The sequence below is a fragment of the Aeromonas simiae genome (assembly GCF_000820125.1).
GTDB lineage: Bacteria > Pseudomonadota > Gammaproteobacteria > Enterobacterales > Aeromonadaceae > Aeromonas > Aeromonas simiae.
On record NZ_CDBY01000023.1, the window covers coordinates 14,621 to 29,654 of the forward strand.

The 15,034-nt window shown below is 60.9% G+C and carries 9 protein-coding genes; 1 reads left to right on the forward strand and 8 read right to left on the reverse strand.

Annotated features, from left to right (window positions below; translation table 11 throughout):
* Window positions 1-71: 71 nt before the first annotated feature.
* The 6 genes from pyrD to BN1134_RS03035 form a co-directional block, all read right to left on the reverse strand.
* Window positions 72-1,082, reverse strand: a complete 1,011-nt coding sequence (gene pyrD / locus BN1134_RS03010; protein ID WP_042045171.1) for a quinone-dependent dihydroorotate dehydrogenase — start codon at window positions 1,080-1,082, stop codon at window positions 72-74.
* A 46-nt stretch (window positions 1,083-1,128) separates the two neighbouring features.
* Window positions 1,129-5,967, reverse strand: a complete 4,839-nt coding sequence (locus BN1134_RS03015) for an NAD-glutamate dehydrogenase (RefSeq protein ID WP_042045172.1) — start codon at window positions 5,965-5,967, stop codon at window positions 1,129-1,131.
* A 256-nt stretch (window positions 5,968-6,223) separates the two neighbouring features.
* Entirely contained in the window at window positions 6,224-6,445 is a 222-nt protein-coding gene (locus BN1134_RS03020) for a DUF2835 family protein (protein WP_042045173.1), read from the reverse strand.
* A gap of 39 nt (window positions 6,446-6,484) precedes the next feature.
* Window positions 6,485-9,112, reverse strand: a complete 2,628-nt coding sequence (gene pepN, locus BN1134_RS03025) for an aminopeptidase N (protein ID WP_042045174.1) — start codon at window positions 9,110-9,112, stop codon at window positions 6,485-6,487.
* A 323-nt stretch (window positions 9,113-9,435) separates the two neighbouring features.
* Complete coding sequence (locus tag BN1134_RS03030) at window positions 9,436-10,179, reverse strand: DUF429 domain-containing protein (RefSeq protein ID WP_042045175.1); 744 nt, start codon at window positions 10,177-10,179, stop codon at window positions 9,436-9,438.
* Between the two features lie 60 nt (window positions 10,180-10,239).
* A complete protein-coding gene (locus BN1134_RS03035; RefSeq protein ID WP_042045176.1) occupies window positions 10,240-10,797 on the reverse strand; it encodes a VC2662 family protein in 558 nt (185 codons plus the stop codon).
* 166 nt (window positions 10,798-10,963) lie between these two features.
* On the opposite strand from BN1134_RS03035, the gene ybcJ reads away from it, so the two are divergent.
* Window positions 10,964-11,176: a ribosome-associated protein YbcJ gene (ybcJ, locus tag BN1134_RS03040; protein WP_042045177.1), complete on the forward strand. Its 213-nt coding sequence runs from the start codon at window positions 10,964-10,966 to the stop codon at window positions 11,174-11,176.
* Window positions 11,177-11,518: 342 nt separating this feature from the next.
* On the opposite strand, the gene BN1134_RS03045 is transcribed toward ybcJ, so the two are convergent.
* Together BN1134_RS03045 and BN1134_RS03050 are read right to left on the reverse strand one after the other, a co-directional pair.
* The gene (locus BN1134_RS03045; RefSeq protein WP_042045178.1) at window positions 11,519-13,285 is read right to left on the reverse strand and encodes an ABC transporter transmembrane domain-containing protein; all 1,767 of its coding nucleotides are present in this window, start codon (window positions 13,283-13,285) and stop codon (window positions 11,519-11,521) included.
* Window positions 13,282-15,015, reverse strand: a complete 1,734-nt coding sequence (locus BN1134_RS03050; RefSeq protein ID WP_042045179.1) for an ABC transporter transmembrane domain-containing protein — start codon at window positions 15,013-15,015, stop codon at window positions 13,282-13,284. The genes BN1134_RS03045 and BN1134_RS03050 overlap by 4 nt, the downstream gene beginning before the upstream one ends.
* Window positions 15,016-15,034 lie beyond the last annotated feature (19 nt).

Consider the following 15,034-nt stretch of genomic DNA (forward strand, 5'->3'; position numbering starts at 1 on the left):
AACTAAAACCAGCAATGGCTCTCATTTTATGCAGAGATGTCGACCAATTTCAATTCAAGGGCGCTCAGTTATTAAATATTCATCACGATTTCTTTCACTAAGTCTGGTCCTTTGTAAATAAAGCCACTGTATATTTGGACCAAACTGGCTCCGGCCGCCATCTTTTCACGGGCCGCCATGGCACTGTCGATGCCACCGACGCCAATGATCGGCATGGATCCTTTTAACTCGGCAGCGAGTTTACGGATCACCTCGGTGCTGCGAGGTTGCAACGGACGGCCAGAGAGCCCGCCGGCTTCGGCGGCATGAGGCATGTCGTAAATCATGTCCCGTTCGAGGGTGGTGTTGGTGGCAATCACCCCATCAATTTGATGACGAACAAAACAATCGGCAACTTGAACAATTTCTTCGTCGGAAAGATCCGGGGCAATTTTCACCGTGAGCGGAACATGCTTTTTATAACGTTCAGCCAACTCACCCTGACGGGTTTTGAGTGCAGAAAGCAGATCGTCGAGGGCATCGCCATATTGAAGTTGACGCAGCCCTGGGGTATTGGGTGAAGAGATATTCACCGCAATATAACCGGCATGGTCATACACCTTGTCCATACAGATAAGATAATCATCCTTACCCTGTTCGAGTGGCGTATCTTTATTTTTACCAATATTGATCCCGATGATCCCCTGATAACGCGCCTTTTTCACGTTTTCAACCAGGTGATCCACCCCCTTGTTATTGAATCCCATGCGGTTGATGATCCCCTCGCCAGGAATAACCCGGAACAGGCGCGGCTTATCGTTGCCGGGTTGCGGACGCGGCGTCACCGTGCCCACCTCCACGAAGCCAAACCCCATGGCCCCAAAGGCATCGATGCACTCCCCATCCTTGTCGAGTCCGGCCGCCAGCCCCACCGGATTGGCAAAATTAAGCCCCATGACGGTGACGGGGCGCGGTAACAAGGTCTGACGGAAGAAACGATCGAAGGGGGTGTTCTGAAGGCGGGAGAGCTGCTTGATGGAGAGTTCATGGGCCACTTCCGGATCGAGCTTGAACAGGAAGTGTCTGGCGAGGGGGTAAAACATGGTGGCTCCTTGAAAAAGCCCCGGCGAATGCCGGGGCTTGTTGTCTTTATGCCGATGCTCGGCAATTCAACTGGAGCAGGTTCAACTCCCGCAAGGCCACCGAGAACTTGGCGAACTCATGGGTATTGGTGGTCTTGAAGTCAGCCAGCATATGGGTCCAGCGGGACAGGAGTTGTTCATGCTCCGTGATCCAGTCGGCCAGTATGGTAGCGCATTCGCCCTGATTTTTGCACCCTTCGAACACCACCGACGTCAGCATTCGCTGCTGCCAGTCGAGATCCTCGCGAAACGCCGAGCGTGCCATCGCCTGCCAGTGGTTGGCCACCGGCTGGTGGTTGATCTGGGTCAAGAACCAGTGCAGCTCGAGCCGGGCGCCGAGACGATAGTAGACATCCGCCACCCGCAGCACCTCCACCTGCTGCTCGGCGGCCACCTGAGCCAGATCCAGGGCGGAGAAGAGGCTGCTCATGTGGGCCACCTGACGAGCCAGCGCCTCGGGTACCCCCTCCCCGACCAGACGGGTCACGCTCTCCTTGTGCTCGTCGACTTCACTCGGCTCCATGACCTCATAAAGGTGTTCGGCGAGCTGCTCGAAGGCGGGACGGAAGAAGGCCACCGTCTCCTCAATGCCCCAGTTGCGATTACGGGCGCGCAAGAACCAGCGCGTGGCGCGGCGCAAAATGCGGCGACTGTAGAACATCATCTCCCGCTGTATATCGGCGCTCACCCGGTTATCGAGCGCCTCAATGGCTCGCCACAGGGCATCGAAGCCGAACACCTCCCGCGCCATGGCGAAGCAGAGCGCCACCTCGGCCACGCTGGCGCCGGTTTCATCCTTCATGCGGCTGGCAAAGTTGAGCCCCATGTCGTTGACCAGGAGGTTGGCCACCCGGGTGGCGACAATCTCGCGGCGCAGCGGATGTTGTGCCATGGCGTCCGCAAAGCGCTGTTGCAGCAAGGTGGGGAAGCTTTTGATCAACATGCGGGCGAAGAAGGGATCTTCGGTGATCTCCGGCACATTGAGCTGCTCTTTGAGCACCATCTTGCCATAGGCGACCAGCACAGCCAGCTCGGGGCGGGTCAGCCCTTGCCCGGCGGCCATCCGCTCGGCCAGCTCCTCGTCGCTGGGGAGAAACTCCAGCGCCCGATCCAGCTTGCCTTCCCGCTCCAGGCTTTGAATAAAGCGCTGCTGCTCCTTGAGCTGCTCGTCACCGCGATAGGTGGTAACCGAGATGGACTGGGACTGGCGGTAGGCGTTGTTGATGACAATCTGCGCCACCTCTTCGGTCATCTCATAGAGCAACTGGTTGCGCTGCTTGAGGGTCAGCTCGCCGGCCGCCACCAGCTGGTTGAGCAGGATCTTGATGTTCACCTCGTTATCGGAGCAATCCACCCCGCCCACGTTGTCGGTGAAGTCGGTGTTGATGCGCCCCCCCTGCATGGCGTATTCGATGCGCCCGCGCTGGGTAAAGCCGAGGTTGCCCCCCTCGCCCACAATGCGGGCACGCAGCTCACCACCATTGACCCGCAGACCATCGTTGCTGCGATCCCCCACCTCGCCGTGGCTCTCCTTGCTGCTCTTGACATAGGTGCCGATGCCGCCGTTCCACAGCAGATCCACATCGAGGCAGAGCAGCGCCTTGATGAGATCGTTCGGGGCCATGCTGACCTTGTCGGTGTGCAGCAGAGCCTGCATCTCGGGCGAGAGCGTGATCGACTTGGCCGAGCGCGGGAAGACGCCACCCCCTTGGGAGATGAGGCGTTGGTCATAGTCATCCCAGGTCGAGCCGGGCAACTCGAACAGACGCTGGCGCTCAGTGAAGCTGTTGGCTGCATCCGGGTTGGGATCCACGAAGATATGCATGTGGTTGAAGGCGCCCACCAGGCGGATGTGCCGGGAGAGCAGCATGCCGTTGCCAAACACGTCGCCGGCCATGTCGCCAATCCCGACACAGGTAAAGTCCGTGCTCTGGCAGTCAACCCCCATCTCACGGAAGTGGCGCTTGACCGACTCCCAGGCGCCGCGCGCGGTGATCCCCATCTTCTTGTGGTCATAACCGACCGAGCCGCCGGAGGCGAACGCATCGCCGAGCCAATGGCCATATTCCTGGCTGATTTCATTGGCAATATCGGAGAAGGTGGCGGTGCCCTTGTCGGCAGCCACCACCAGGTAGTAGTCATCCTCATCGTGGCGCACCACCGCCTGGGGCGGGATCACCTCTCCTTGGATGATGTTGTCGGTCACATCGAGCAGGCCGCGGATAAACAGGCGGTAACAGGCCTTGCCCTCCTCCAGGATGGCGGCGCGGCTGGCTCCTGCCGGCATCTGCTTGCAGTAGAAGCCCCCCTTGGCGCCCACCGGCACGATGACGGTGTTCTTCACCTGCTGGGCCTTGACCAGCCCCAGCACCTCGGTGCGAAAGTCCTCCTTGCGATCGGACCAGCGCAGACCGCCGCGCGCCACCTTGCCCCAACGCAGGTGCACCCCCTCGACCCGGGGGGAGTAGACGAAGATCTCAAATTTGGGCAGCGGCAGCGGCATCTCGGAGATGGTGGCCGGCGCCAGCTTGAACGAAATGTAGGGCTTCTCCTGCCCTGTCCCCTCTTTTTGGTAGAAGTTGGTGCGCAACGTGGCCTCAATCATCTCCATGTAGCGGCGGATGATGCGATCGTCATCGAGGTTGGCCACCTGATCCAGGCAGGCGATGAGATCCCCATGGCACGCCTGCTCCGCCTTCTCGTCACGGGGGAGCGCCGGGTTCATGCGCAGCTCGAACAGGGTAAACAGGGCGCGGGCTATCTCGGGATAGCGGGTCAGGGTCTCCTCGATATAGGCCTGGCTGAAAGAGACGCCGGTCTGGCGCATGTACTTGGCATAGGCGCGCAGCACCGAGACCTGGCGCCCGCTGAGGCCGGCACCGAGCACCAGGCGGTTGAAGCCGTCATCTTCCAGACGCTGGTACCACACGGCGGCAAACGCCTCCTGGAAGCGAGACTGGCACTCCTCCAAATCGAGCGCCTTGCCGGTGAAGATCATGGCAAAGTCGAGGATCCAGAACCGCTCACCGGCGCCGTTGCGTATCTGGTAAGGGGTCTCGCCGATCACGCGCAGCCCCATGTTCTCCAGCATCGGCAACACGTCGGAGAGGTGGATAGGCTCATGCTGTTGGAACAGCTTGAGGCGCACCTTGCGCGCGTCGCTCTCCTCCTGCGGACGGTAAAACTGCATACCGAGCGGGCTCTGCTCATCGAGCGCCTCGAGCTGGATGATGTCGGCCACGGCGGAGCCCGGCAGCACCTCCTCTTTATACGCGCGCGGGAAGGCGGCGCTGAAACGGCGACGCAGGGTATTGCCACGGGCCTCGCCAAAATGGGAGAGCAGCACGGCATCGAGGCGATCGTCCCAACTGCGAGCCGCTTCGATCAGGTTGTTCTGGATCTCGTTCACATCCACATCCACGTTGTTGTTGTTGACGCGCACTATGTAGTGGGTGCGGGCCAGCACCCCTTCGGTGAAATAGACGTTGAACTCCACCTCCTCCTGGCTACCGAAGTAGTGCTGCAGGATCTGCTGGGTCTTGACCCGTAGCGCGGTGTTGTAACGCTCCTTGGTGACATAGACCATGCAGGAGAAGAAGCGGCCATACACATCGCGGCGCACAAACAGCCGCAGCATGTCGCGCTCTTGCATCTCCAGCACGCCGAGGCCGGTATCGAGCAGCTCGCTCTCGCTGGCCTGGATCAGCTCGTCACGGGGATAGGTCTCGAGCACGTTGAGCAGCGCCTTGTAGGCGTGGGAGCCTTTCTCAAAGCCCGAGGCCGCCATGATGCGCTCGACCTTGCGGTTGATAAGCGGGATCAGGGTGGCGCTGGTGTTGTAGATGGAGGAGGCATAGAGGCCGATGAAGCGATCTTCGCCGATCACCTTACCCTGTTCATCGAAGCGCTTGATGCCGATGTAGTCGATGTAGGCGGGGCGATGCACCCGTGACTTGCTGTTGGATTTGGTGAGGATCAAGAGATCCTGGCTCAGGGCCGCATGACGGGCGCTGGCCGGCATGGCCCCCAGACGCATCCCCCCCTCCTTGACCGAGTTCTTCATCAATCCCAGACTCGAGCCCGCCACCGGGGTGATCTCGTGATCCCCTTCCACCGTCTTGACGTCATAGCGGCGATACCCCATCAGGGTGAAGTTGTGCGCCGCCACCCACTTGAGAAACGCCACCGCCGAATCGATCTCCTCACGCGCATTCGGGCAGGCTCGGGTCGGTAGTTCGTCGATGATGGCTTGCAGCTTATCTTGCATCAAAAGCCAGTCCCCCACCGCCAGCGCCACCTCATCAGCGACCGAGTGCAGCTCGGTGGCAAGGGCCGCCATCTGGGCGTCGTCGGTGAGGCGATCGATCTCGATAAGGAAGATGGTCTCGACCGATGTCTGGCCATCGGTGTTGCCCATGCCGAGGATCTCGCTCACCTCCCCCTCTTTCCCACGCACCAGGTGCAGCGGCTGGTGCAGCATCATGTGCGCAGTGATGCCGAGGCGCTTGAGCGCCATGCGAAAGGAGTCCACCAGAAAGGGGCTGTCCGGCACTATCATCTCGACGATGGTGTGCGGCGATTGCCAGCCATGACGCGTCAGCTCCGGGTTGTAAACCCGGATCCAGGGGCCAGCGGATGTGCGCTCATTGAGCGCATTCCACAGGCTGATGGCCGCACCGTACAGGTCGCTGTTGTTGCGATCGACGAGATCGTCGCTGCCCATGTTGCCGTAAAGCTTGGCAACAAAGCGCTCCACCAAGGGGGCGCGGGTAGCAGACACTTTCTGGGAGATAAGCTGGATAACGTTTTCAAGCAGGACGGAAATGGGGGCGTCTTTTAATGCCATTGTGGTTTTCCTTAGCGGACTTCACACCGCACGACGACAGGATGTCGCTCTGGGTACTAGGGTCAGCGCGAGTGTAATCCCAAGCATGCAACATGGCGAGACGAGGTGATAACAAGGTGTTAAAAATACGGACAGGATCACAACCTGACTCGTGAGATATGCTACTTGATAAGCAAGATAACAGGTAAAGTCACTGCCTATGTGCGGGTTTTACCATATACACGTCGGCAGTGACGGGGGAAGTGTGACTGAGTTGTTAATCAATGCGCGACAGCGCCAGGAAGCGATGGTCATCCTGGGTCTTGAGCAAAAAGCGGCCGTAGATCCCCTCAGGGGTGACGAAAGGGCGCAGCCGCTCGGCGGCCAGCTCCAGCACTGGCCCCTGATCGCTGCGCACGATCAGTTTGCGCGCCTGCCCCTGGTAGATGCGCAGTACCTCGTCGGCGGGCAGGGTGAGTCGGAAGGTGTACTGTTTCATAGCTCACTCAAAAACCAGGGCGGCTCACGCCGCCCCTCTTCATGACTGTTGCAGAGCCTTGTCAATCTTCTCGAACAGATCGACCGCCAACCCTGGCAGGGCTGCCAGGCGCGCCAGCTCGGCACGGATCAGGGCCTTGCGCCCGGCATCGAGCCGCTTGAACTGGATCAGCGGCGTGATCATTCGCGAGGCGGTCTGCGGATTCACCTCATTGAGCACGATGAGCTGATCGGCCAAGAAGCGATAGCCGCTGCCATCCTTGGCGTGGAACTGCACCGGATTGCTGGCGGCAAAGCTGCCGATCAGCGCGCGCACCCGGTTTGGGTTGCGAATGCTGAAGGTCGGATGGGCCATCGCCGCCTTGATCTCATCTAGCACCTTGTCTGCCGGTTTGGTGCCAATCAGCCGCAGCCAGTTGTCGAGCACCAGCCCATCGTGGGCCCACTTGCGTTCAAACTCCGCCAGCAATGGCTCACGGCAAGGCAGCAGGAAGGCATTGGCCACCTGTAGCGCGGCCAGCAGGTCGGTCATGTTGTCACTTTCACGAGCCTGCACCGCCACCAAGTTATCGGCGCCGGCCCCATCGCGGGCCGCCAGATAGCCCAGCAGTACGTTGCGCAGCGCCCGTCTGGCCGCCGCAGCGTGGCTTATCTCGAAGCGTTCGGCCTTGAGGCGGGCATGCCAGCTGGCCAGACTCGGCCCAAAGGCCTCGGCCAGTGCCTGTTGCAAGGCTTGGCGCACCGCATGAATGGCATCGATGTCGGCCTGCTCGAACAGCTCGGCCAGGGTCCCCTCGCCCGGCAGGGTCAGCAGCTCGGCCTTGAAGGCCGGTTCGAGGCGCTCATCGTCCAGCACGCTGACAAAGCTGGCGAGCAGCGTCGGGGAGAAATGGATGGCTTCATTGCGCTGCGCCCGTGCCACGTTGGCGACCACCGCCTGGTTGAGCAGGATCTGCGCTGCATCCCAGCGGGCGAAGTCGTTGCGGGCATGGCGGATGAGAAAGGCCAGCTCTGCTTCGCGGTAGGGGTAATCGAGGCGCACCGGTGCGGAGAAGTCGCGCAGCAAAGAGATAACGGGCGGCTCACTGATCTGTTCAAAGACCAAGGTCTGCTCGTTTTCCAGAATATCCAGCACCTGGTGCTGCGTCTGACCGCCGATGATAAGCGGCAGCACTCGGCCATCGGCACCGTAGAGCTCGATATCAAGAGGAATGTGCAGGGGGAGCTTCTCGGCCTGATCCAGGGTCGGCGGCGTATGCTGGGTCACATGCAAGCGCAGCTCTTGGCGCGCCGCGTCGTAGTCACTGCGCACGGTCAGCTCGGGCGTCCCCGATTGACTGTACCAGCGGCGGAATCGACCGAGATCGATGGCGGAGGCCTCTTCCATCGCCGCCACAAAATCCTCGCAGGTGGCGGCCGTGCCGTCGTGACGAGCAACATACAGGCGCATACCGGCCTGGAACGTCTCCTCCCCGAGCAGGGTGTGCAGCATGCGGATCACCTCAGCCCCCTTCTCGTAGACGGTCAGGGTGTAGAAGTTGTTCATCTCGATCACCACATCCGGGCGGATCGGATGGGCCATGGGGCCGGCATCCTCGGCAAACTGGGGGCCGCGCATGGTGCGCACGTTGTTGATGCGATTGACCGGACGCGATCCCACGTCGGAGGAGAACTCCTGATCGCGAAACACGGTCAGCCCCTCTTTGAGGCTGAGCTGGAACCAGTCGCGGCAGGTGATGCGGTTGCCGGTCCAGTTGTGGAAGTATTCGTGGGCGATCACCCGCTCGATGCCGTGATAGTCGAGATCGGTGGCGGTGGCGGGGTTGGCCAGCACGAACTTGGAGTTGAAGATGTTGAGTCCCTTGTTCTCCATCGCCCCCATGTTGAAGAAATCGACCGCCACGATCATGTAGATGTCGAGATCATACTCGAGGCCAAAGCGCTCTTCGTCCCACTTCATCGCCTTCTTGAGGCTCTCCATGGCAAAACCGGCCCGATCCAGATTGCCTTTGTCGACGAAGAGCTCGAGGGCCACCGCGCGCCCGGATCGGGTGGTGAAGGTGTCGCGCAGCACGTCAAAGTCCCCGGCCACCAGCGCGAACAGGTAGCTGGGTTTGGGGAAGGGATCCTGCCATTGCACGAAGTGGCGACCACCGTCGAGATCGCCGCTCGCCACCTTGTTGCCGTTGGAGAGCAGATAAGGGTACTTGCTCTTGTCGGCGCTGATGCGGGTGCTGTAGCGGGCCAGGATATCCGGCCGGTCGAGGTAATAGGTGATGCGCCTGAAGCCTTCGGCCTCGCACTGGGTGCAGAAGGCATCCCCGGATTTGTAGAGCCCTTCGAGCGCTGTGTTGGCGGCAGGATTGATCTCGGTTTCGATGGTCAGTACAAATTCGGCCGGCAGATTGGCAAGCTCCAGCCCCCCCGAGACCTCCCGATAATCGGCAAACGGCCTGCCGTCGACGGCAATGGCGCGCAGGATTAACGCCTCCCCGTCGAGTCGCAGCGGCTCGTTGTGTTCACCATTGCGACGAACCCGCGAGATGGCGGTAATAAAGGTCTGCTCCTCCCCTAGCTGAATATCCAGATCCAGCGTGTCGATCAGATAGTGAGGAGCCTGATAATCGAGTCGATATTTGGCCGTCACGGCCTCGCTATGTTGCGCCATTATTATTTGCTTCCACGCTTGTATTGACGAAGACGAGGCTGGCATATGGCTGACAGAGGGTCAACCGCTTTCACCCCTTATGGCCCCACGCTCGACATGCTGGTGGAAAATGGATGGAGATTGGGTTGCAGAGGTGGCCCTCGTTTGTCCTTCGCTTTTTATAATAAATACTGGTGTGATGGCATATATTCTCTTCCGACGTCCCTCGCACTTCATGACAACGGTCGCTCTTTTGCCATAACAGCGTGAAGATCAGAGATCGCCACCGAGATATGGGCCGCAGAGAAATGGTCAGCACAGAGCCCCCATAACCAACCGGCTTATCACGAAGCGAAATGGTAGATCCATCCTTCCTCTTTTAGCATCTCGGGAGGCGCAAAGACCAGGCTTGGCAGCGCATCACACCTTCCCCCGGCCGCATGTTGCAGGGCCATCAGGGCGCAAAGCGCCGCGTCGTAAGGATCGCTTCCCGCTATCACGTCTTTCGGCAATAGGGCGTGCAGTGCGGATGTTGCTTGGCCTCTTCTGCCATTAGGCTTCGCCAGTGCCGGATAGGTCTCTATCGCAACCATCCCCTCCTGCTGCGGTTGTACCGGTAAGATGGGGATATTCCAGCTTCGTAGCAGTGTCATCGCCAGCGTGGCATTGTTGCCCAGCCGATCGAAGCTGGCTGAAAGCGGCTTCTTGCCGTAGTGCTGATGCAGCCAGCGCTCGCACTCCCGGTATGCATAGGGGTTGTCGATTTCACGTTCGGGAATGAGGGGGGGCGCCGTCTCCTGGCCTTGAAGCAGCGCGCATAACGCACGGGGAAAAGCCAGAGGCGCATCCACCCCAAGCGTCACCGCAGGGGCTGATAACACCCAGGAGAGGCGCTCTTCGCTACGCAGCGCCGGCATCAGCAAATGGGCAAGCGTCGGCGTGGAGCGTGAACTTAATCGAAATGCCGTGGAGATCCCCAACCACTGGAGGGGCTCGCCACGCCGCCATCCCACTGCGGCGATCGCTTGTGACTGTCCTTGCCAGCCACCGACATCCCAGCCCAACCCGATCGCATCAAACATCCTCATTACCCTACGCAGCACCATGGCTGCGCAGGGTAACGGATGGGATCTGGCAGGTGAAGAGGATCAGAAGGATTTCTTGAAGTTAACCAGCGGCAGCAGCGGGAAGATCCCGTTTTCCGCGTAGTTGGCCAGACCGATCTGCAAGCCATCAAGATGCTTGGTGGCATTGATGAAACCGAGCTGGAAGGTGGTGCGCTCGGCATAGTTGACCAGACCCACGTTGGCCAGCGCGTTCCCCTTGGCCACGTTGACCGCACCGAAGTTGAGCCCTTCGACATTGTTGGTCAGGTTCACCAGGCCCACGTTGACACCGGTGTCGTGCCCTTCGTGCCAGTTGGCCAGCCCCAGCGCAACCCCTTTGAATTGGCTGCGCACATGACCGGCGCCAAAGAAGACCCCCAGCTGAACACCGGTAAAGCTGTCGGTATCGGACAGGCCCAGTAAAGAGATATCAACACCGCTCACATCGCTGGTACGGCCATACAGAGCGGACAAACGCAATCCCTTGACTTGATTATCAGAGGGCAGGTTCACTCCAGGCAGGGAGAGCTGAACAGGGGTAGTCGCCCAGCTGGGCAGAGTGGCAAACAGCAGCGCCAGAGGAAGTACACATGCTTTCATCGTTATTATCTCCAAACCGTGACGATTCGGGATGCAGTCTACTCCCCTCCCCCAGAACGCCAAGCCACCAGGTGGTGAAGTGCGACAGGCTACGTCCGGCATTTGCCTCCAGGCGGCGCCAGCCCTAGAATGGCCCCTCGTTTTTCTCATTATCGGGAGATCCCCCATGGAAACCTTCAATCTGGAAGGACACCCTTTTGTCGAGCTGTGCGATCTGCTCAAGCACCAAGGGTGGGCCGACAGTGGCGGTCAGGCCAAGCAGTTGATCGCCGAAGGACTGGTTGAGGTGGATGGACAGGTCGACACCCGCAAGCGCGGCAAGATCAGAGCCGAGCAGGTCGTCAACTTCAACGGCATGAAGGTGGTCGTCAAGCCCTGAGGCGCGGCCTCAAGCACTCACCTCAGCGAAACGCGCGCCATCGGTTCGTCGCCATCACACGGCGAACCGGTTAGGCGGGCGCTTCCACTTCGCTCGCCCCGATCACTTATCCCTCCTCCCCGAATAAGAGCGCGCTCACCTCGGTGTCTCACCCTCTTGCAGGCAACACGCTCTTCCCCTCTCCGACTGCGCTCATCTTCCACCAGCCACGCCTCCACCCAACAGCTCCGCTCCTATCAGGACGGGGTATCAGCACGCGCATGTTCGCTCTGGGTGTGTTCGATAGAGGGCGTTGATGTTCCTTCTCAACAACAAGGGGGGCCTAAGCCCCCCTTGTCTATATCAGGCGCGCTGCCCGGCCTGCTCACCCGATTGCTCCAGCCAGGCCCCTTGGCTCTGCATCTCAAACAGACGGGCATAATGACCCTCTTGCGCCATCAGCGTCTCATGCCGGCCTCGCTCCTGCACCCGACCACGCGAGAGCAACAGGATCTCGTCGGCATCGACAATGGTCGACAGACGATGGGCCACCGCAATGGTGGCGCGTCCACGCCGGGCACAGGCTAACGCGGTGGTCAGCGCGGCCTCGGTCTGGGAATCCACACTGGCGGTCGCCTCGTCGAGGATGAGGATCTTCGGATCGCAGGCCAGCGCCCGGGCAAAGGAGAGCAGTTGCCGCTGACCGGCCGAGAGGTTTCGGCCCCCCTCGTCGAGGGCACTCTCCAGCCCCGCCGGCAATGCCCTGACAAACGCCGCCAACTGCACCTCCTCGAGCACCTGCCAGAGCCGCGCATCGTCGATACTGGTGCGCCCCAAACGCAGGTTATCAGCCAGGGAGCCGGCAAAGATGAAGGGATCTTGCTGCACCAATCCTATCTGCCTGCGCACGCTGGCCAGCCCCAACTGCGCTATGGGGTGACCATCGAAGCACAACTGCCCCTGCGCCAAGGGATAGAAACCCATCAGCAGGCTGATGATGGTGCTCTTGCCGCTGCCGGTATGGCCGACCAGTGCCAGCATCTGGCCGGGACGCACCGCAAAGCTGACGCCCTCCAGCACGGGGTGAACACCGTCATAGCTAAACCCCAGATCACGGCAACTGATCCGCCCCTCCAGTGCCAACGGGCTTCCCACCGTGCTCTCGCGCGGCTCGTCTAGCAGTGAGAAGACCCGCTCACCGGCCACCATGGACTGTTGCAACTGGCCCAGCTGGTTGGTCATCTCGATGATGGGCTCGATCATCCGCCCTAAATAGCTGATGAAGGCGTAGAGCACCCCCACCTGGATCGGGCTGCTCTGGCCACTTTCTCTGGCATAGATGGCCAGCAGGCCGATCAGCACCAGCATATAGAAGAGATCGATAAGCGGGCGCAGCAGCAGCCCGTTGATCTTGAGGCCGCGGATCCGGGTAGCCCAGTGCTCGCCATTAACGGCAGAGAACTCCTCGGCAAAGCGTCGCTCCTGCACCATGGCCTGGATCACCGCCATCCCCTGCAACGACTCGTTGAGACGGCTGTTGATCTCGGAAAGCAGGCTGCGGGTGGTGCGCACCACCGGCACACTCAATCGTTGATAGAGCCACATCACCGCCAGCACGGCCGGCAGCAACAGGGCACACACCAGCATCAGGTGCAGATCGAGCAGCGCCATCGAGCAGAGGATGCCAAGCAGCAGCACGCACTTTTGCACCAGTTGACCGATCACCTGCACGTAGAGGCTCATGATCGCCTCGGTGTCGTTGGTGATGCGCGAGATGAGCGCGCCGGAGCGGTGGCGATCGAAGTAACTGGCCGGCAGACGAATGGCGGTGGAGAAGACCTGCTCACGCAGCCGCTGCACCACGGACTGGGCAATTCGGTTAAACAGCAGCGACTGGCGGTAAAACCCCAAGGCTGAGAGCAGTTGCAGGCCGAGATAACCGGCGGCCAGAGCCAGCACGGCGCCCGGCACCATGTTGCGCACCGCCAGATGGTCGTCGATAAAGATCTTGATGAGCAGCGGCCCCGCCACCTCAGCCATGGTGGCCAGCAGCAGCCACCCCAGCCCGCGCAGCAGCCAGCTCCGATGCGCCATGGCATAGGTCAATAGACGTTGAACGGTCGGATTCACAGCCCCTCCTCCACATCCTGCTCGAGACGCTGGTAACGCACCATCTCTGAGTACCATCCCCCTTGCGCCATCAAGCTGTCGTGATCGCCTCGCTCGCGCACGCCGCCCCCCTCGAGCACCAGAATTTCACCGGCCTGCTCAACCGCCGTCATGCGGTGCGAGGCGACAATCAAGGTGCGCCGCTCTTGCCCCAGTGCGCGCAAGATGGCCTGCTCGGTGTGCGCATCCACAGCCGAGAGCGCATCGTCGAGCAGCAAAATCGGGGCATCGAGCAACAGGGCGCGGGCGATGGCGATGCGCTGCTTCTGCCCGCCGGAGAGGGTCACCCCCTTCTCGCCAACCTCGGTGGCATAACCGTTGGGAAAACGCTCGATGTCGTCGTGAACGCAGGCCACCCTGGCCACCCGTTCAATCTCAGCCTGGCTCGCCCGTGGCCGGCCCAGCGCGATGTTGGCGGCGATGGTCGTGGAGAAGAGAAACGGCTCCTGTGGCACATAGGCGTACTGACGGCGCAGCTCGCTCAGGGCCAGCCGCTGGAGCGGTAGCCCCCCCATGGTGATGCTCCCCTCATCCGGGTCGGTATAACGCATCAGCAGCTTGAGCAAGGCGCTCTTGCCCGCGCCGGTACGCCCGACAATCCCCAGCATCTCGCCGGCGGTGAGCGTAAACGAGATGTCATGCAACAGCCTTCGCCCCTCCAGTTGCCAGGCGATCTGCGCCAGTTGCAGTGGCAGCGGCGCCGAAAAGGGCAGCGGCGTGTCGGGCTCGCGGATGGCGCCTTGCTCTGCCAGCAACGACTCGATGCGCGAGTAGGCGGCGCTGCCGCGCTCGATGATGTTAAACAGCCAGGCGATGGCAAACATGGGCCAGATGAGCTGGCCAAGATACATGGTAAAGCTGGTGAGCTCCCCCAGGGTCAGTGCGCCGCGCAGCACCAGCACGCTGCCGCCGGCCACCGCCAGAAAGTAAGAGCCGCCGATACAGAGGTAGATGACAGGATCAAACTTGGCATCGATGCGGGCCACCGCCATGTTGCGCTCCCCCGCTTGGCGGGTCAGCTCGGCAAAGGCCTGATCCTCGAGCGTCTCCACCGCGTAGGATTTGAGCACCCGCACCCCGGAGAGGGCCTCTTGGGTCTTGTCATTGAGCCGCGAAAACGCCGCCTGCGCCTGCTTGAACTCCTTATAAATCTGCTTGCCGAAGCGATTCATGCACAGGGCCATGATGGGCAGTGGCAGCAGCGCCAGCAGGGTCAGTTGCCAGGAGTACTGGGTGCACATGATGGTCAGCACCAGCAGGCCCACGATGAAGGAGTCGACCAGGGTCAGCACCCCCTCGCCGGCCGTCATCTCGACCGCCTGAATATCGTTGGTCGCGTGGGCCATCAGATCGCCGGTGCGATGCCGGCGATAGAAGTCGGGGCTCATGACCGCAAAATGGCTAAACAACCGGTTGCGCAGCACGAAGGCCAGCCGATAGGAGGAGCCAAACAACATCACCCGCCAGACATAACGTAGCAGGTAGATAAGCAGCCCCAACACCAGCAGCAGACCGAGGGCGCCAGGCAGCCGCTCGGCCTGCTCGCCGCTGGCCACCCAGTCGACCACAGAGCCCACCACCTTGGGCGGAATGGCAGTCAGGCCAGCCACCGCCATCAACAACACGATGGCGGTCAGATAGCGTCGCCACTGTTCACGGAAAAACCAGCCGAGCCGGAAGAAGACAGACACGAGCACTCCTCGGGAGATG

Bases quoted from the DNA above. Each gene is read 5' to 3' on its own strand.
- pyrD (WP_042045171.1), bottom strand. From the start codon at position 1,082: ATGTTTTACCCCCTCGCCAGACACTTCCTGTTCAAGCTCGATCCGGAA.
- BN1134_RS03015 (WP_042045172.1), bottom strand. From the start codon at position 5,967: ATGGCATTAAAAGACGCCCCCATTTCCGTCCTGCTTGAAAACGTTATC.
- BN1134_RS03020 (WP_042045173.1), bottom strand. From the start codon at position 6,445: ATGAAACAGTACACCTTCCGACTCACCCTGCCCGCCGACGAGGTACTG.
- pepN (WP_042045174.1), bottom strand. From the start codon at position 9,112: ATGGCGCAACATAGCGAGGCCGTGACGGCCAAATATCGACTCGATTAT.
- BN1134_RS03030 (WP_042045175.1), bottom strand. From the start codon at position 10,179: ATGAGGATGTTTGATGCGATCGGGTTGGGCTGGGATGTCGGTGGCTGG.
- BN1134_RS03035 (WP_042045176.1), bottom strand. From the start codon at position 10,797: ATGAAAGCATGTGTACTTCCTCTGGCGCTGCTGTTTGCCACTCTGCCC.
- ybcJ (WP_042045177.1), top strand. From the start codon at position 10,964: ATGGAAACCTTCAATCTGGAAGGACACCCTTTTGTCGAGCTGTGCGAT.